The following is a 17,945-nucleotide window of genomic DNA, read 5'->3' as shown; positions in this document are numbered from 1 at the left end:
TGCGCGACAGACTACCGGGCGCCCTGGCTGGCTACAGCCGCGGCGCCGGCGGCCGCCGCCTCGGGGTCCAGATAGGTGCCGCCGGGCACCACCGGACGCAGGTCGGCGTCCAGGTCGTAGCGCAGCGGAATGCCGGTCGGAATGTTCAGCTCCGAGATCTCCTCGTCGGATATCCGGTCCAGATGCTTGACCAGGGCACGCAGCGAGTTGCCGTGGGCGACGATCAGCACCGTCTTGCCGAACCGCAAATCCGGGACGATCACGTCGGTGAAGTACGGCAGGAAGCGCACCACGACGTCGGCCAGGCACTCGGTGAGCGGGCCGCCGCCGATGTCGGCGTAGCGCGGGTCGGCGTCCTGGCTGAACTTGCTGCCCTTCTCGATCGGCGGCGGCGGGGTGTCGTAGCTGCGCCGCCAGGCCATGAACTGCTCGTCGCCGTAGCGGGCCTTGGTTTCGGCCTTGTCCAGGCCTTGCAGCGCGCCGTAGTGGCGTTCGTTGAGCCGCCAGCTGCGCCGCACCGGGATCCACAGCCGGTCGGCGCTGTCCAAGGCCAGATGCGCCGTGGTGATCGCGCGGCGCAGCAGCGAGGTGTAGAGGATGTCGGGCAGCAGGTTGTGCTCGGTCAGCAGTTCGCCGCTGCGAACCGCTTCGGCGCGGCCCTTTTCGGTCAGGCCGACGTCGACCCAGCCCGTGAAAAGGTTCAGCGAGTTCCATTCGCTTTCGCCGTGGCGAAGCAGTACCAGCGTCGCAGTGTCACCCATGCCGGTCAGTCTCTCACGCACTGTCCGAAGCTCGCCGAGCGTAAGGCCACTGCGAAATCCGGAACCCAGAATCGCAGCCGGCTTACGCTCGCGGGAGTCAGGAAACGGGGCTAGTAGTCATCGTCGTCGTCGATCAGGTGGGCGAACGCCTCCAGATTCTTCAGCGACTCGCCGCGCGACACCCGCCAATCCCATTCCTTCTGGATCGACGAGCGAAAACCCAACTCCAGCAACGTATTAAAGTCCGAATCCACCGCTTCGAGTACCTGCCCGAGTACCCGGTCGATTTCCTCGGCGTCGACCGACGCCAGTGACATCCGGCCGACCAGATAGATGTCGCCGACTTTGTCCAGCGTGTAGGCGACTCCGTAGAGCCGGCGGTTGCGCTTGAGCAGGAACCGGTGGACGCCCTCGTGGTTCTCGTCGGGTTTGCGGCACACGAACGCCTCGACGCGTACCGAGTGCTCGCCGATGCTCAGGATGGTGTTGGTCTTCAGCTTGCGCTCACCGGGCAACTCGACGACGATTCCCGCCAAACCACCATGCGCGCCTTCGTGTTTGGAGTACGTCAGCTCGCTGGCATCGAGCGCACGCTCGATCACCTGCTGCACCGACGCTGTCATGCGCCCACCCCGCGACGCGGTGTCCAGCGACGCGGTTTGCGCGCGGCCACCCGGTCGCGAACCCGGGGCTGCCGTGCGGCAGCGAACCCGCCGATGGCCCGTCGATAGCTGGCCAACAACGCGTCGGTGGTGTTCTCCCAAGAGAAGGTCGCCGCATGCGCGGCCGCGGCGACGCTCAACGCGGTGTTGTCCAGTCGCAGCAGCTCGCCCAGCGCGTCGGCCCAGTCTCCGACGTCATGCCCGGACACCAACGAGCCGGTAACCCCGTCGCGCACCGCCACCGGCAGCCCGCCGACCGCGGCCGCCACCACCGGTGTGCCGCAGGCCTGCGCCTCGACGGCCACCAAGCCGAACGACTCCGAATAGCTGGGCACCGCAACAAGATTCGCGGCCTGGAACAGGGTGGCCAGATTCTCCCGCGACTGCGGCGGCAGAAAGGTCACCCGATCGCTGATCCCGAGTTCGTCGGCGAGACGGACCAACCCGTCCGGGCTGGCCAGTCCGCTGCCCGACGGCCCGCCGGCCACCACGATGCGCACCCCCGGCAGTTTCGCCGCCGCCCGCAACACGATGTCGGGCGCCTTCAGCGGCTGGATTCGTCCGACGAACGCCACGATTTGCTCGTCGAGCGCAAAGCCCAGCGCGGCCCGGGCCGCTTGGCGGTCACCGGGATGGAACACGTCCAGGTCGACGCCGGGGTGCACGACGTCAATCCGCTCCGAATCGGCGTGGTGGATCGAAATCAATTGCCGCGCTTCGTCATCGGTATTGACGATCAGCCGGTCCGCCTCGTCGACGACCTGCTGCTCCCCCACCGTGCGCAGCGGCGGCTCGGGCGCGTCGCCGTTGGCCAGCGCCGCGTTCTTGACTGCGGCAAGGGTGTGCGCGGTGTGCACCAGCGGCACCGCCCACCGGTCGCGGGCCAGCCAGCCGACCTGCCCGGACAACCAGTAGTGCGAGTGCACGATGTCGTAATAGCCGGGCTCGTGCGAGGCCTCGGCGCGCAGCACCCCGGCCGCGAACGCGCACAGCTGGGTGGGCAGGTCGTATTTGTCCAGGCCCTCGAACGGACCCGCCACCACGTTGCGCACCAGCACCCCGGGTTCGACCTCGACGACCGGCGGATCGGCCGACGCGGTGGCCCGGGTGAAGATCTCCACCTCGATGCCCCGCCGGGCCAGATGCAACGCACTTTGCAGCACGTACACGTTCATCCCGCCGGCATCGCCAGTACCCGGTTGGGCCAAGGGTGAGGTGTGTACCGCCAATAGCGCGACCCGGCGCGGATCATTCAGCTGGAGGACGTCGTCGTGCCGCACACTGTCATCTTTACAGCACGGTCCGGCGGCCGACCCAAGCCGTTCGCGTTAGGCGGAAGACTCGTCGACGACCTCGGGGATCCTTGAGCCGATCACCCCGGCGCGGCGCATCGCGCCCAGCGGGTCGGCGTACAGGCCGCCCAGCGACACGGTGCCCGCCCCGGCCTCCTGCACCCGGTTGCCGAAGGCGGTGACGCGGATGTCGCGCGGCGCCAGCACCGAACGCTCGGCGAATGCCATCTCCACCTGCTCCATCGCCTCGGGATACTCGGTGAAAGCCTGGCCGCCGACCACCAGCTCGTCGGGGTTGAGCAGGTCACGCAGCAGCGCGACCGCCTCGCCCAGGACCCGGGCACGCTCCCCGAGCAGCTTCCTGGCCTGCTGGTTGCCGGCGCGAGCCAACCGCACCAGATCGGTGATGCCGGCGGTGGAGCCGTTGGGACGACCCGGCGGGGCCGCCGGCAGGATCCGCAGCCGCCGAGCCACGGCCAGCACGGCCTCGTCGCTGACCGTGGATTCGAGGTGGCCGGTGCCGCCGAGCAGCTCGGAGTGGGCCGGCAGACCCGCGATGGTGCCGGGCCCGCTGGACGGGCAGTGCACCCGTCCGCCGATCACCAGCGCGTAGCCCACGGTCTCGCGGGCGTAGACGTACAGGCTGGTCGGCGAGCTCGGCGCGAACCGCCGCATACCCAGCAGCAGCTCGGCTCCGGCCATCGCGTCGACGTGGGAAGCCACCGACACCGGCAGGCTCAGCGCGTCGGCCAGCACCGGCCCCACCGGCGCCGACCGCCAACCCAACCGCGGGTGGTCGACGTGGCCGGTGGCGCCGTCGACGGTGCCACCGATGGCCACCCCGACCCAGAGCGGCCGCCGACGATGCCAGCGCCGCAGGTATCGGGAGGCGCTGTCGGCCAGCGAGGTCAGCGCCGCCCCCGGGGGACTCAGCGGCGTCGGTGTTTCGACGGTGTCCAGCGTGCGGCCGAACAGGTCGGTGGCCACGATGCTGGTGGTCCGCGCACCGATGTGAATGCCCAGCGCCACGAACGGTTCGTGGTTGATCTCCACCGGCACCCGGGGGCGTCCGATGGCTCCCGAAACGGCCAGGTCGGCGCGCTCCTGCAGCAGGCCCGCGTCGAGCAGGGCAATGACTTGGCGGTTCACCGTCGCGATGCTCAACGAGGTGACCCCGGCGATGACGTCGCGGCCGACCGGGCCGCGCAACCGGACCGCCCGGAATACCGAGGCCGCGGCGGAGTCGGAGATGTGCAGCGACGGCGGCAGGATCTGGCGGTGCAGCCGCAGGTGGCCCTTACGGCTGGGCGAATGATGGGTGTGGGTGAGAGAAGTCGAGCGCACGAGCGTCCTTTGTCCGAGTTCCGATGGCCGTCTTGGCCACAACCTGTTTTTGGGTTCAGGCGCGGCAAAGTGCGCGGCAACAACACGCACATGCCGCGCAAAGACACGCGGCAGTGTTGTTGAACAGGGCGCTGTGGTGCACCCCAGGAATTTAGCACGTTTATTAGAGTTGGCTCGGTGAGTTCGAATAACGCGGATCGACGGGTCGCGGTGGTTACCGGTGCCAGCTCCGGGATCGGCGAAGCAACTGCCAAAATCCTTGCTGCCCTTGGCTTTCACGTCGTCGCAGTGGCGCGACGCGTGGACCGGATAACAGCCCTCGCCGAAGAAATAGGCGGCACCGCGATTGTGGCTGACGTCACAGACGACGCGGCGGTGCAGGCCCTCGCGGGCAATGTGAGCCGGGTCGATGTGCTGGTCAATAACGCCGGGGGCGCCCGCGGATTGGCACCCGTCGTCGACACCGACCTCGAGCACTGGCGGTGGATGTGGGAGACCAACGTGCTGGGCACGCTGCGGGTCACCCGCGCGCTGCTGCCCAAGCTGATCGACTCCGGCGACGGCCTGATCGTCACCGTCACGTCGGTGGCCGCGCTCGAGGTGTACGACAACGGCGCCGGCTACACCGCGGCCAAGCACGCCCAGGGCGCGCTGCACCGCACACTGCGCGGGGAACTACTCGGCAAACCGGTACGGCTCACCGAAATCGCCCCTGGCGCAGTCGAAACCGAGTTTTCACTGGTCCGCTTCGACGGCGATCAAAAGCGCGCGGATGCGGTCTATGCCGGCATCACGCCGCTGACAGCGGCCGACGTGGCCGAGGTGATCGGGTTCGTGGCGTCGCGCCCGCCGCACGTCGACCTGGACCTGATCGTCCTCAAGCCGCGCGACCAGGCCAACACGATGCGGTTCAACCGCCGGGGGTAGGCGACCCCGAACTGGTCGTGGTGGTCAGTGTGCCCGACAAACTCGGCGCGGTCGACGGGGTCACCGGCGCGGTGACGGGGATCTGGCTGGCCGGCGGGTGCGCGTTGGGCGGCGGCAGCGCCGACATGGCCACCCAGGTGTCCCAGTCGACGGCCCAGTCCCAGATGTCGCCGTCGGAGTAGGACAGCTGGATCGAACTGCCGGTCACCTCGACCGGGTCGCCATACATCGCGGTCTGGTAGTACTGCGCGGCGTCCTCGGTGGACAGGTTGATGCAGCCGTTGGTGACGTTGGTGTTGCCCTGCGCGCCGGCGCTCATCGGGTTGGCGTGGATGAACTCGCCGTTGTTGGAGATCCGCACGGCCCAGCGTTCGTGCACGTGGCTGTATCCGGCCGCGGGGTTGGACATGTAGAAGTCGGCGTACTTCTCGGTGACGACGTGGATGCCGTTGCGGGTCACGTTGCGCGCCTTGTCGGCCTCGCCGTAGCTGCACGGGAAATCCATGATCACGCCGGCGTCGGTGACGACCTGGATGCGGTGCGACGACACCTCGGCCTTGACGACCTGCTTGCGGCCGATCTGGATCTTCAACGACATGTCCTGCAGGCCGTAGGCGCCGTCGCCGAACGGCAGCCCGTAGAACTTGGCGTCGACGTTGACGGTGGTGCCCGCCGGGTAGTACTCGCGCGGGCGGTAGTGGATGCGGGCGCCCTGCTGCTCGTCGGGTAACCACGCCCAGCTGCCCTCGACGGGCGGGTCGGTGGTGACGGTCAGCGCCTTCTCGACGGTGGCCTTGTCGCTTATCGGCGCGTCGAACTGGATGATGATCGGCGCCGCGACGCCGACAGTCTGGCCGTCGGCCAGCTGGAAGCCGCCGTCGATTTTCTTGGTCGGCGCGACGGTGGTGAATTTGCCGGTGAGGGGGACGGTCTTGCCGTCGTGGCCGACCACCGACCCGCTCCAGCTATAACTCGTGTCGTAGCCCAGCGGCTCGGTCGTGGTGTAGACGGTGCGGTCGGAATTGAACGCCCCGTTGACGACCTTGCCCGCCGAATTCGTCAACGCCACCTTCTGAAACCAGCCGTCGCTGACCGTCACGCTGACCGGCGCAATGGGAACCACGTCGGCGGCCGCGTCGGCGGGCTGGTATTTCAGACTCGGCGCCGCCTGCTCTTTGTTCTGCTGCGCTTGCTTGGCCGCGGGGCTGCTGCAGGCGGCCAACACGCTCGGCGCGAACACACCCAGCCCGAGGGCCGCCAACGCCAATCGCCGATTGATCGGCGGCTGGTCGGGGGAGGTGCTCACGACTTTAAAAGATACCGGCACTGCCGACGCCACCATCGCTACGCGGAGTCGCGAAAGCCTGCCGCCACACCGAATCCACCGCTACAACCGGCAGCCGAGCAGCACCGGCTCTGGTTCCAGTGTGATGCCAAACACGTCGCGGACGCCGTCGCGAACGGTGCGCGCCAACGCCATCACGTCCGCGGCCGTCGCGTTGCCCCGGTTGGTCAGAGCAAGCGCGTGCTTGGTGGACAACCGGCAGGGGGCGGCGGGGTCGTCGGGATAGCCCTTGCCGAAGCCCGCGTGCTCGACCAGCCAGCCGGCGGCCAGCTTGACGCCGTCGGGCGCCGGGTAGTTGGGCACCGGACCGTCGGTGCGCGCGGCCAGCGATTCGTAAACCTGCGGCGTCACAACGGGATTGGTGAAGAACGACCCCACACTCCAGGTGTCGTGGTCGGCCGCGTCGAGCACCATGCCCTTGCGGGCGCGCAGCGCCAGCACCGCCTCGCGAACCACGCGCGGGTCGGCCCGCTCGCCGCTGGCCGCGTTCAGTGCCGCGGTGAGCTCGCCGTAGCGCAGGGGCGCGCTGCGTCCCGAATCATCCAGTGCGAACTCCACTTCCAGCACGACGGCGGGGACCTGCTGATCGCGCTTGAACCTGCTGCTGCGATACCCGAAGCCCAGCTGGTCGTTGGGGATCCAGCGCACCGCACCGCTGGCACGATCCAGCACCCGCACCCGGGTGATCGTGTCAGACACCTCCGCGCCGTACGCGCCGACGTTTTGTACCGGTGTGGCCCCGGCCGAGCCGGGAATGCCGGACAGGCATTCCAGCCCGCCCAGCCCGTGCTCGATGGCCGCGACGACGACGTCGTCCCACACCGCGCCGGCCTCGGCGCGCAGCAGGTTGCCCTCGACGGTGATACCGCTGGCGGCCAACCGCACCGCGGTCAGGTCGCTCAGGTCGTCGGCGATCACCAAATTGGAGCCGCCGGCAAACACCAGCACCGGTCCGCCGCCGACCGCGTCCAGCTCGCCCAGCACGGCGACGACCTGTTCGGTGCTGGCGCAGGTGATCAGGCGTTGGGCGACCGGTCCGACCCGCAGCGTGGTCAGCGGCGCCAACGGCGCCGCCTCGGCGACGCGCGCACCCGCGTACGGCAATCCGGTCACGGCCCGTAACGGTAGCCTGACCTGCTATGCCCCGCTCATTTGACTTGTCCGCAGATTACGAGGACAGCGCCGAAGAGCTGCACCGCGCGTTCGCCGAGGCCGACTACTGGCGAGCCCGGCTGGCCGACATTCCGGTCGACGAGGCGCGGCTGGAGTCGATCCGCGTCGGTGGGGAATCCGGCGACGACGGCACCATCGAGGTGATGACGCTGCAGGAAGTGCACAGTCACAACCTGCCGGCGATGGTGACCCAGTTGCACCGGGGCGATCTGTACTTCCGGCGCGAAGAGTCGTGGCGGCCGGTCGTCGACGGCGTCGATCAAGGGCTCGATCGTGGACACCCCGGTGCACGTGGCGGGCACCGCCGAGTTGACGCCCATCGACCGCGGCGGCGCCCGGCTGACGTTCCGGGTCAGCATCCACGTACGGATTCCGCTGATCGGCGGCAAAGTGGAGAAGATCATCGGCACGCACCTGACCGAACTGGTGAGCCGGGAACAACGCTTCACCACCGACTGGATCACCAACAACGCGTGAATCGCCCGGCCTAAGCTGAATCGCCGGCCTCCACAGCGCTCCGCAAGCCGGAGCGCATCGTCGCCCGGCCTAAACTGGCGGCCATGCGAATCGCGTTGGCGCAACTGCTCAGCGGCAGCGATCCGGCGGCGAATCTGCAGCAGGTGCGTGACTACACCGCTCGGGCCGCCGACGCCGGCGCGGCGCTGGTGGTGTTCCCCGAAGCGACGATGTGCCGGTTCGGCCTCCCGCTGTCGCCGATCGCCGAGCCCGTCGACGGCCCGTGGGCCAACGACGTCCGTTCCATCGCGGCCGACGCCGGCGTCACGGTGATCGCCGGCATGTTCACGCCGGCCGGCGACGGGCGCGTGACCAACACGCTGATCGCGGCCGGGCCCGGCACCCCCAACCAGCCCGATGCGCACTACGACAAGATCCATCTCTACGACGCGTTCGGCTTTACCGAGTCGCACACCGTCGCGCCCGGCCGGGAACCGGTGGTGATCACCGTCGACGGCGTCGGCGTGGGGCTGACCGTTTGCTACGACATCCGCTTCCCGGAGCTCTACACCGAGCTGGCCCGACGCGGCGCCCAGCTGATCGCCGTCTGCGCGTCGTGGGGTTCGGGCCCGGGAAAGCTCGAGCAGTGGACGCTGCTGGCCCGCGCCCGGGCGCTGGACTCGATGAGCTACGTCGCCGCGGCAGGCCAGGCCGATCCCGGTGACACACGTGCCGGCTCGGGGTCCGCCGCGGGCGCGCCGACGGGCGTCGGCGGCAGCCTGGTGGCCTCGCCGCTGGGCGAGGTGGTCGCTTCGGCCGGCGCCGACCCGCAATTGGTGATCGCCGACATCGACGTCGACAAGGTCGCGAAGGCCCGCGACAGCATCGCGGTGCTCCGCAACCAGTCCGACTTTGCTCGTAGCGATTAGGGCAGAATCGGTTGGGTGACGAACCCACCAGGATCACCGAACGAGGGCCCGTCATCGTGGGCTCGTGGCGGGGACCAAGGTCCGTTCGGCCCACCCCCCACTGAGCGCCCAACCGAGCGGCTGCGTCCCGCCGACCCGGGTCCGCACCCGAACGCCGCTCAGCACGAATACCCGGCCGGGGCAAACACCCAGCAGGCCGGCTACGCGCCGCCGCCCACGCCTCCCACCGAGCGGATCACCGCCCCCGGCGGTCCGGGGCCGGCACCGGCGAAGAAGAAGAGGTTCCGCGACCCGCTGTCCATCGTGCTGATCTGCGTCATCGTGGTTTCGCTGCTCATCGCGGGGCTGATCGGCGGCGAGCTGTACGCCCGGCACGTGGCCGACACCAAGGTCGCCGAGGCGGTGGCATGCGAGCTTCAGGATCAGGCCACGGCGTCGTTCGGGGTGGCGCCGCTGCTGCTGTGGCAGCTGGCGACGCAGCATTTCACCAACATCTCGGTGTCGACGGCGGGCAACCAGATCCGCGATGCCAAGGGCATGAAGATCGAGATCGGCATCAAAGACGTCAAGCTGGACCGGACGTCGTCGTCCAAGGGCACCATCGGATCGCTCGACGCCACCATCACCTGGACCAGTGACGGCATCAAGGACTCGGTGCAGAACGCGATACCGGTGCTGGGCCCGTTCGTCACCAACAGCGTGACCACCCATCCGGCCGACGGCACCATCGAGCTGAAGGGGATGCTGGACAACATCACCACCAAGCCGGTGGTGTCCGGCAAGGGAATTCAGCTACAGATTCAAAGCTTCAACGCACTCGGCTTCACCATGCCGCGCGAAAGCGTCCAGTCGACGCTGGACGCCTACACCGCGAAACTGACCGCCGACTACCCGCTGGGTATTCACGCGGACAGCGTCCAGGTGACACCGACCGGCGTGACGAGCCACTTCTCGTCCCAGAACGCCACCATTCCGGCGGGCGAAAACTACGACTCCTGCTTCGCCAACATCTAGCCGCCGGTATTCAACCGAGCCCGTCGAGGACCGCCCGGGTCCCGGACAGGCCGAGGCGGGTCGCCCCGGCATCCACCATCGCGAGCGCGTCGGCGGCGGTGCGAATCCCGCCGCTGGCCTTGACCCCGAGACGACCGCCGACGGTTTGCGCCATCAGCGCCACGGCCCGCACCGACGCCCCGCCCGCGGGGTGAAATCCGGTCGAGGTTTTGACGAAGTCCGCGCCGGCATCCTCGGCGGCCCGGCACACGTCGGTCAGCCTGCGCGGATTCGAGTCATGTAGCAACACAGCCGATTCCACGATCACCTTGAGCACGACGCCGGGTACCGCGGCGCGCACCGCTGCGATGTCGGCGCGCACCGCGTCCAGCTGGCCGGCCAGCGCGGCACCGACGTCGATGACCATGTCGACTTCGCCGGCACCGGATGCCGCCGCCGCCGCGGCCTCGGCGGCCTTGATCGCGGACACATGCTTGCCGGACGGGAACCCGGCGACCGTGGCGACCCGGACGGCGGCGGCCGCGGCGGCGACCGGGACCATCGACGGGGAGACGCATACCGCGTAGACACCCAGTTCCGCGGCTTCGGCCACCAGCGCGACCACGTCGGCGTCGGAGGCTTCGGGTTTGAGCAGGGTGTGGTCGACGAGCGCCGCCAGCTGTGCTCGACTGAGTGTCACGAGGGCGATTCTTCCGGACCGCCGGGATTGCAGCCGGAAGCGACCATCTCGGCGTCGTCGACGACGGGCCGCCATGGCTCGAGGTTCCAGCTGGTCTTGCCGGGTTGGGCGATCTCAGCGAGCTGCCAATGGCAGATGAATTGCGCACGCATGCCGGGGGTGTCGGCGTTGGGCGCCGTCGCCAGTACCTCGGCCCAGGCCTCGTCCGCCGCGCCCACGGTGCCGGGTTGTCGGGACGCCAGCCGCCCGGACGGCGTCGGAAACACCCGCAGGCCCCACGACGTCCATGCGGTGTGGTCGACGAACGGCGGCGCGGGGTCGACCGCCGCGGTGCCCGGGTCGGCCGACGCGACGCCCGGCGCGCCCAGCAGCACCGCGAGCGCCACGGCGGGCGCGCCCAGCACGGCCTTCATCGCGTCAGCGCGACTTGCCCTGAATTTCCAGGAGTTTGGGCCGCACGTCGACCAGATACACCCCCGCCGCGCAGGCCGCGGCGGCCATGCCCATGACGCCGAGGAACCAGCTCAGGACGGCAGCCAGGGCAAGGATCACCAGCCAGACCGGCTTGGTCAGCTTGTCGGCGGCGGTGTAGGCGTCGGGGCGCTGCATCGCAGCATGTACGAACGCGTACACCGACATCACCAGGACGCCGAGCTGCAAGGCCGTCAGGACGGTCTCCACAAGGTGGCTCACGCCACTAAGGGTATGCGGGCGCCGTCGTAAACGTCGAATCCGAGTTGCCCCGAAGGGCAACTCGGCATCCGAACTACTTCTGGGTGACCTTCTTGGCCGAGGCCTTCTTGGCCGGAGCCTTCTTGGCGGGAGCCTTCTTGGCAGGGGCCTTCTTCGCCACTACCGCGCCGGCCGACTCGGCCTTCTTGGGCAGCTCGATGCCGACCAGCTTGGCCGCACGCTCGCCGACCGCGCGGGTCTGGGTGGCCACGGTGCCCAGCGCTTCCTGGGTCAGCTCGACGGCCTGGTCGACGTAACCTTCGGCACGCGCGGTGGTCTCCTCGAACGGCCGCTGGCTGCGCAGCCGCTGCAACGCGGCCTCGCCCCGCGCGACCAGCTCGTTGTAGCGGTTGGTCGCGGCGTCCAGGTAGCCCTCGGCCGCCTTGCGCAGTTCTTCGGGGGTGAAGCGCTCACGAAACTCGGTGAACTGCTCGGGCAGGTCCTCCTGGAGCTTGGCGATGCGAGCGCGGCTCTCCTCGACGCGGCTGCGCGTGTCGGTACGGGTGTCCTCGGCGCGGTCACACAGGTTGCTGATGAGCTCGTTGACGGTCGCCAGGGCCAGGTCTGCCGCGCCCAGGGCCGCCAGCAGCGGTGCCCGCAATTCTTCGATGTTCGAGTTTTCAGCCATGGTGTTTCCTTTCATGGTTGGTTGTCGTTCTCGGGGTTGTTGAAGCGTTTGGTGTGGAAGTCGAGGCAAGCGTTGGCTCCTCGTGCGAGGAGTAGTCAAGACCCGCGGATTGACATGACACGCGTCTTGCCGGGAAACCTCCTGGTCGTTCGGGTCGGATTGACGATCGAGTGGGTGTCGGCGCTGCGCCGCGCCGCGGAATAGCGGGAATCAGTGGGAATCGCCGCATCCTTCGCTTCTGGTAACCCGGCGGCCGTTGGGATATGCGTCACCAACTGGTGCTCAGGCGTTGTCGCAACTGAGTCGGCCTGGCCGGGCTATCTCACTCGTGGTTGTCGGATTCGGACGGACACTCCTCGCGAATCGGTTCGTTTTGCTGGACAAAGGACGCGTAGATGTCGAGCAGAATCTGCTTCTGACGCTCGGTGATCGCCGTGTCGGTGATGATCGCGTCACGCACTTGGCTCTTGTCGCTCGGCTCGAGGATCCCGGCCCGCACATAGAGGACCTCGGCGGAAACCCGCAGCGCTTTCGCGATCTGGCTCAGCACATCGGCAGAAGGTTTGCGCAGTCCGCGCTCAACCTGGCTCAGATAGGGATTGCTGACACCGGCCAGCTCGGCGAGTTGCCGCACCGAAACCTGGGCGAGTTCACGCTGGCTGCGGATGAAGCTGCCGATGTCGGACGCCGCGGTCGACACCTTGGCGGAGAGCGTCTCCTCCGGTGGCATTGCGTGCTCCTTGGGTCCGATGGCCGACCTTGACAGGTACCGAGCGTACGGACATGTGCTTGCAATTGCAAGCAGTAGTTAGCACCGCTAGAAAACCAGCTGCGCGATCGTGTAGATGACCAGCCCGGCCAGCGACCCCACCACGGTGCCGTTGATCCGGATGAATTGCAGGTCACGACCCACGTGCAGTTCGATCCGGCGACTCGCCTCCTCGGCTTCCCAGCGTTCGATCGTGTCGGTGATGATCGCGGTGATCTCGACGCCGTACTGCGACACCAGATGCTGCGCCGCCCGCGCGATCCAGCTGTCGACCTTGTCGCGCAGCTCGGCATCGTCGCGCAACGACTCACCGATGCGAACGACGCTGTCGGCGATGCGGGTGCGTAACGCGGACGAGGGATCGTCGACGCCCTCGAGCACGAACCGCTTGAGCGTCTTCCAAGCCGTCGCGGCCGCGTTGGCGATCTCGTCACGCGCCATCAGCTGGTCTTTGATCGCGTCGGCGCGCGCGATGGTGTCCGCGTCATGTTGCAGGTCGTCGGCGAATTCGAACAGCAAACGGGTCGCCGAGCGGCGCAACTCGTGGTCGGGGTTGCGGCGCACCTTGTCGGTGAAGTCCATCAGCTCGCGGTGAATCCGGTCGCCAACGAGGTGGTCGATGAACCGCGGCGACCAGGTCGGCGAATCGCGTTCGACCACCCACTGGATGATCTCGCCGGCGTTCAGCGACCACTGGAAGGCCCGGTCGGCGAGCAACTGGATCAGGGCTTCCTGCCGATTCTCGGCGAGCAGCGTGGCCAGCACCCGTCCGGCCGGCGGGCCCCACTGGGGCTCGGCGATACGCCGGACGATCATCCGGTCGATCACTTGCTGGACGTCTTCGTCGCGCAGCAACTCGACGATCACCCGCAGCACGGTGGCGGCCTCGCTGGCCACCCGCTCGGCGTGCGAGCGCTCCGAGAGCCACTTGCCGAGCCGACCCGGCACCTGCGCGTCGCGCAGCTTGGTCTCGACCACTTCCGCCGACAGGAAATTCTCCCGCACGAAGGTGCCCAGGCCCTCGCCGAGCTGATCCTTTTTCTGCTTGATGATCGCGGTGTGCGGGATCGGTATGCCCAACGGGTGCTTGAACAACGCGGTGACGGCGAACCAGTCCGCGAGAGCACCCACCATGCCGGCCTCGGCCGCCGCGCCGACATAGCCGACCCAGACGCCCACGCTGCCGTGCGCCTGCGCCCATCGGCATGCCAAGAACACCACGGTGGCACCGACCAAAAAGCTCAGTGCCACCAATTTCATCCGGCGAAGAGCCACCCGCCGCGCGGCGTCCGCCTCCGGATCGGCTCCAGCGAAGGATTCCGCGAAGGACGTGCGCGTTCGGCCCGCCGCGGCCGCCGGCGTGTTCGGCTCCGGCTGCGAAGCGGCCGAACCTGGGGCCTCGGCTCTATGTACCACCCCACCATCATGTATTGCCTGGGCCGGTTCGTGTTGCGACACCGCCGCCATAGCCCCGCACAGGGGCGTCCAACCCGCCAAACGGACCCCTCACGCCGTACTATCGAGGGCGTCTAGTGAATGGGAATCGTCGATTGTGACAGAGCAAATCCCAGCTGTAATCGTTAAGACGGACGGGCGCAAGCGGCGCTGGCACCAACACAAGGTGGAGCGCCGCAACGAGCTGGTCGACGGCACGATCGACGCAATCCGCCGGCACGGCCGCTACCTGAGCATGGACGAAATCGCCGCCGAGATCGGGGTCTCCAAGACCGTTCTGTATCGCTATTTCGTCGACAAGAACGACCTGACGACCGCGGTGATGATGCGGTTCGCGCAGACCACGCTGATCCCGAACATGGCCGCCGCTTTGACGTCCAATCTCGACGGCATCGACCTGACCCGCGAGGTCATCCGCGTCTACGTCGACACCGTGGCGAACGAACCCGAGCCCTACCGGTTCGTGATGGCCAACAGCTCGGCCAGTAAAAGCAAGGTGATCGCCGATTCCGAACGGATCATTGCCCGCATGATCGCGGTGTTGATGCGCCGACGGATGGTGCAGGCCGGAATCGACACCGGCGGCGCCGAACCATGGTCCTACCTGATCGTCGGCGGTGTACAGTTGGCCACGCACTCCTGGATGTCGAATCCGCGGATGACCCGAGACGAGCTGATCGACTACCTGACGATGCTGAGCTGGAACGCGCTGTGCGGAATCGTCGAAGTGGGCGGGTCGCTGGAGAAGTTCCGCGAGGAGCCGCACCCTTCCCCGATCGTGCCGCCCCGGGAGGCCTAAACCCACGCTGGCGTGCGGCTGGTTTTGGGGTTTGCGCCGGTGTCGTGTGACCCTATGTGACGGCCGCGCGCATGAACTGCGCCGGTCGAACCCGTAGCATGCAAAGGGCATGCACCGGAGGCCGATGGGCATCCCTCCCAATTCGTTCCCCGCCTCCGGGATACAGAAAGGCTTCTTTCGTTATGGCCGTGCAGCTCACGCCGCAATTCGGCAACGTGCAAGCGCACTACGACCTGTCTGACGACTTCTTCCGGCTCTTTCTGGATCCCTCCCAGACCTACAGCTGCGCGTACTTCGAACGCGACGACATGACGCTGGAAGAAGCGCAGCTCACCAAGATCGACCTGTCGCTGTCCAAGCTGAACCTGCAACCCGGGATGACACTGCTGGACATCGGCTGCGGTTGGGGTGCCACGCTGCGGCGGGTCATCGAGAAATACGACGTCAACGTCGTGGGCCTGACGCTGTCGGAGAACCAGGCCGAACACGTCCAGAAGTCGTTCGATCAGCTGGACACCGGCCGCACCCGGCGGGTTCTGCTGGAGGGCTGGGAGAAGTTCGACGAGCCGGTGGACCGGATCGTCTCGATCGGTGCGTTCGAGCACTTCGGCCGCGCGCTGGGCCCGATTCTTCGAGATGGCGTACTCGGTGTTGCCGGCCGACGGGGTGATGATGCTGCACACCATCGTGCGCCCCTCGTTCAAGGAAGCCAGGACCAAGGGCCTGCCGCTGACCCACGAAGTCGTTTACTTCACGCAGTTCATCCTGGCCGAGATCTTCCCCGGCGGCTGGCTGCCCACCCCGGCGCTGGTGGAAGAGCACGCCTGCGACGCCGGCTTCAAGCTCACCCGGATCCAGTCCTTGCAGCTGCACTACGCGCGCACCCTGGACATGTGGGCCGCCGCGCTGGAAGCAAACAAGGACAACGCGATCGAGGTGCAGTCACAGAAGGTCTACGACCGCTACATGAAGTACCTGACCGGCTGCGCCAAGCTGTTCCGGCAGGGCTACACCGACGTCGACCAGTTCACGCTGGAAAAGTAAGCGGGCCGATTGTGCTCCGGGCTATTTCACGCAGGTGAATTGCCCCACGTTGCAGATGCCCTTGCGGAAGAAGTTCTCGCAACCCGCGAGGTAGTGCATGTAGCGGTCGTAGATCTCTTCGGACTGGATCTCGATCGCCCTGTCCTTGTTGGCCTCGAGATTGGCGGCCCACATGTTCAGCGTGCGCGCGTAATGCGGCTGCGGCAATTGCACGTTTTCCACCGAGAATCCCGCGTCCGGCGCGAGCTTCAACAGGTCTTCCACGGCCGGCAATTGCCCGCCCGGGAAATTCACCTCGCCGATGAATTTCATGAATCGGATATCGGACATCGTCAATTTGACGCCGTTTTCATGCATCTGCTTCTGGGTGTAGGCCAAAATTGTGTGCAGCAACATTCGGCCGTCGTCGGGAAGGATGTTGTATGCACGATCGAAGAACGCGGGGTAACGCTCCGACTTGAAGGCTTCGACCGCGCCGATCGTGACGATCCGGTCGACCCGATCCTCGAACTCCTCCCAGCCCTGCAGCCGTATCTCGACGGTGCGCTCGGTGGGGACCTTGGCCAGCCTCTTTTTGCTGTACTCGAATTGGTTGCGGCTGAGCGTGATTCCGATGACGTTGACGTCGAACTTCTCAACCGCGCGCTGCAGCGCTCCGCCCCAGCCGCAGCCGATGTCGAACACCGTCATCCCGGGCTCGAGGTTCAGCTTGCCCAGGGTTAGGTCGAACTTCGCGTTCTGCGCCTCTTCCAGCGTCATGTCGTCACGCTCGAAGTAGCCGCAGGTGTAGCCCATCGTCGGGTCCAGGAACAAAGCAAAAAACTCGTCCGAGACGTCGTAGATGGACTGCGACTCTTCGTAATACGGCCTGAGCTGCGTCATGCTATTTAGATCCCTCTCGCCTTGGTGACCGCGGAAATGATACCCGACACGGTCATACCAGTCCGACGACGTCAAAGCGCACGTCAGGGAAAATTTCGCTTTTCAGCTCAGTAGGTGTAGAAACCTCGACCCGATTTCTTACCCAGCATGCCCGCCTCGACCATCCGCAGCAGCAACGGCGGCGGCCCGTAGTGCGGCTCCTTGAATTCCTCGAACATCTTGTCGGCGATCAATTTGAGAGTGTCCAACCCGACCAGGTCGGACAGTCGCAGCGGGCCCATCGGGTGCGACAGGCCGGCGACCACCGCCTTGTCCACATCCTCGACAGTGGCGAACCCCGCTTCCACCATCCGCACGGCCGAGAGCAGGTAGGGCACCAACAGGGCGTTGACCACGAATCCGGACCGGTCGGAGCACCGCACCACCTGCTTGCCCAGCACCGCGCTGGCAAACTCCTCGGTGCGCGCGGCGGCGGCTTCGCCGGTGACCAGCGTGCTGACCAATTCGACCAGCGGCAGCACCGGCACCGGGTTGAAAAAGTGCAACCCGAGCACCCGCTGGGGGTTCTTGGTGGCCGTCGCGATCTTCATGATCGGGATGCTCGAGGTGTTCGACGCCAGCACCGCGTCGGGGTCGGTGACCACTTCGTCGAGTTTGGCGAACACCTCGGCCTTGACGGCCTCGTCCTCGATGATGGCCTCGATCACCAGTTGGCGGTCGGCGAGGTCGTTCAGGTCGGTGGTGAAGGTGAGTTGGCTCAGGGCACGGTCCCGCTCGCGCTCGGTCACCTTGCCCGCGCTGACGCCGCGCTCCAGGGATTTCACGATGCGGTTTCGGCCCGCGGTGATCAGCGCCTCGGTGGTTTCGAAAACCGTCACGGCGACGCCGGCGCGGATCGAGACTTCGGCGATTCCCGATCCCATCTGACCGGCCCCGACAACCCCGACCCGCTGAATCCCTTTGTCGCTCACTGCATTTCTCCAGTCGTATAGTCTACACCGCAATAGGCCCCCCCGGGATCGCCGGGCGGGGCCTATGCTACTTCAGCCGCGAA

At 67.1% G+C, this 17,945-nt stretch carries 18 protein-coding genes and 2 pseudogenes; 6 read left to right on the top strand and 14 right to left on the bottom strand.

Features of this window, described 5'->3' with window-relative positions; translation table 11 throughout:
* Positions 1–11: 11 nt before the first annotated feature.
* From T428_RS0114380 to T428_RS0114365, 4 genes are all read right to left on the bottom strand, one after another.
* Complete coding sequence (locus tag T428_RS0114380) at positions 12–761, bottom strand: phosphoglyceromutase (protein WP_025737038.1); 750 nt, start codon at positions 759–761, stop codon at positions 12–14.
* 110 nt (positions 762–871) lie between these two features.
* On the bottom strand, positions 872–1,384 hold the full coding sequence (locus tag T428_RS0114375; RefSeq protein WP_025737037.1) for a type III secretion system chaperone family protein: 513 nt from the start codon (positions 1,382–1,384) through the stop codon (positions 872–874).
* Complete coding sequence (gene mshA, locus T428_RS0114370) at positions 1,381–2,703, bottom strand: D-inositol-3-phosphate glycosyltransferase (RefSeq protein ID WP_025737036.1); 1,323 nt, start codon at positions 2,701–2,703, stop codon at positions 1,381–1,383. Before mshA ends, T428_RS0114375 begins: the two co-directional genes overlap by 4 nt.
* Before the next feature lie 48 nt (positions 2,704–2,751).
* On the bottom strand, positions 2,752–4,059 hold the full coding sequence (locus T428_RS0114365) for an ROK family protein (protein ID WP_025737035.1): 1,308 nt from the start codon (positions 4,057–4,059) through the stop codon (positions 2,752–2,754).
* A gap of 177 nt (positions 4,060–4,236) precedes the next feature.
* On the opposite strand from T428_RS0114365, the gene T428_RS0114360 reads away from it, so the two are divergent.
* Positions 4,237–4,986, top strand: coding sequence for an SDR family oxidoreductase (locus T428_RS0114360; protein WP_025737034.1), 750 nt, complete (start codon positions 4,237–4,239; stop codon positions 4,984–4,986).
* Here T428_RS0114360 and T428_RS0114355 read toward each other — a convergent pair.
* Together T428_RS0114355 and T428_RS0114350 are read right to left on the bottom strand one after the other, a co-directional pair.
* A complete protein-coding gene (locus tag T428_RS0114355) occupies positions 4,970–6,328 on the bottom strand; it encodes a L,D-transpeptidase (RefSeq protein ID WP_025737033.1) in 1,359 nt (452 codons plus the stop codon). The two genes, T428_RS0114360 and T428_RS0114355, sit on opposite strands and share 17 nt — an antisense overlap.
* Positions 6,329–6,373: 45 nt before the next feature.
* Positions 6,374–7,444: a UDP-N-acetylmuramate dehydrogenase gene (locus T428_RS0114350; protein ID WP_025737032.1), complete on the bottom strand. Its 1,071-nt coding sequence runs from the start codon at positions 7,442–7,444 to the stop codon at positions 6,374–6,376.
* A 26-nt stretch (positions 7,445–7,470) separates the two neighbouring features.
* On the opposite strand from T428_RS0114350, the pseudogene T428_RS28130 reads away from it, so the two are divergent.
* The 3 genes and pseudogenes from T428_RS28130 (at position 7,471) to T428_RS0114335 (ending at position 9,903) form a co-directional block, all read left to right on the top strand.
* Positions 7,471–7,981 (top strand): annotated as a pseudogene (locus tag T428_RS28130) (DUF2505 domain-containing protein).
* An 83-nt stretch (positions 7,982–8,064) separates the two neighbouring features.
* On the top strand, positions 8,065–8,889 hold the full coding sequence (locus T428_RS28125) for a carbon-nitrogen hydrolase family protein (protein ID WP_036468007.1): 825 nt from the start codon (positions 8,065–8,067) through the stop codon (positions 8,887–8,889).
* 15 nt (positions 8,890–8,904) lie between these two features.
* Positions 8,905–9,903: an LmeA family phospholipid-binding protein gene (locus T428_RS0114335; RefSeq protein WP_025737031.1), complete on the top strand. Its 999-nt coding sequence runs from the start codon at positions 8,905–8,907 to the stop codon at positions 9,901–9,903.
* A 10-nt stretch (positions 9,904–9,913) separates the two neighbouring features.
* Here T428_RS0114335 and deoC read toward each other — a convergent pair whose 3' ends face one another.
* From deoC to T428_RS0114300, 6 genes are all read right to left on the bottom strand, one after another.
* Positions 9,914–10,582 (bottom strand): deoxyribose-phosphate aldolase, encoded by a 669-nt coding sequence (gene deoC, locus T428_RS0114330; RefSeq protein WP_025737030.1) that lies wholly within the window; start codon positions 10,580–10,582, stop codon positions 9,914–9,916.
* Positions 10,579–10,995, bottom strand: a complete 417-nt coding sequence (locus T428_RS0114325) for a DUF2599 domain-containing protein (protein ID WP_025737029.1) — start codon at positions 10,993–10,995, stop codon at positions 10,579–10,581. The genes deoC and T428_RS0114325 overlap by 4 nt, the downstream gene beginning before the upstream one ends.
* A gap of 4 nt (positions 10,996–10,999) precedes the next feature.
* A complete protein-coding gene (locus T428_RS0114320; RefSeq protein WP_025737028.1) occupies positions 11,000–11,275 on the bottom strand; it encodes a DUF2516 family protein in 276 nt (91 codons plus the stop codon).
* A gap of 73 nt (positions 11,276–11,348) precedes the next feature.
* A complete protein-coding gene (locus T428_RS0114315; protein ID WP_025737027.1) occupies positions 11,349–11,942 on the bottom strand; it encodes a hypothetical protein in 594 nt (197 codons plus the stop codon).
* 322 nt (positions 11,943–12,264) lie between these two features.
* Positions 12,265–12,672 carry a helix-turn-helix domain-containing protein gene (locus tag T428_RS0114305; RefSeq protein ID WP_025737026.1) on the bottom strand — a complete coding sequence of 136 codons (408 nt, stop codon included), beginning with the start codon at positions 12,670–12,672 and terminating at the stop codon, positions 12,265–12,267.
* An 87-nt stretch (positions 12,673–12,759) separates the two neighbouring features.
* Positions 12,760–14,178, bottom strand: coding sequence for a DUF445 domain-containing protein (locus tag T428_RS0114300; protein ID WP_084298748.1), 1,419 nt, complete (start codon positions 14,176–14,178; stop codon positions 12,760–12,762).
* A gap of 85 nt (positions 14,179–14,263) precedes the next feature.
* Here T428_RS0114300 and T428_RS0114295 point away from each other — a divergent pair, with 85 nt between their 5' ends.
* Both T428_RS0114295 and pcaA read left to right on the top strand, forming a co-directional pair.
* Entirely contained in the window at positions 14,264–14,965 is a 702-nt protein-coding gene (locus tag T428_RS0114295; protein ID WP_025737024.1) for a TetR/AcrR family transcriptional regulator, read from the top strand.
* Positions 14,966–15,147: 182 nt separating this feature from the next.
* A pseudogene (pcaA, locus tag T428_RS28120) lies at positions 15,148–16,009 on the top strand (cyclopropane mycolic acid synthase PcaA).
* Positions 16,010–16,030: 21 nt separating this feature from the next.
* On the opposite strand, the gene T428_RS0114285 reads toward pcaA, so the two are convergent.
* Together T428_RS0114285 and T428_RS0114280 are read right to left on the bottom strand one after the other, a co-directional pair.
* Complete coding sequence (locus tag T428_RS0114285; protein WP_025737023.1) at positions 16,031–16,891, bottom strand: cyclopropane mycolic acid synthase family methyltransferase; 861 nt, start codon at positions 16,889–16,891, stop codon at positions 16,031–16,033.
* 107 nt (positions 16,892–16,998) lie between these two features.
* Entirely contained in the window at positions 16,999–17,862 is an 864-nt protein-coding gene (locus T428_RS0114280; RefSeq protein WP_025737022.1) for a 3-hydroxybutyryl-CoA dehydrogenase, read from the bottom strand.
* Between the last annotated feature and the right edge of the window lie 83 nt (positions 17,863–17,945).

Source organism: Mycobacterium genavense ATCC 51234 (assembly GCF_000526915.1).
Lineage (GTDB): Bacteria > Actinomycetota > Actinomycetes > Mycobacteriales > Mycobacteriaceae > Mycobacterium > Mycobacterium genavense.
Note: the sequence above shows the minus strand (reverse complement) of the source record. Positions and strands in the feature narration are given on the sequence as shown.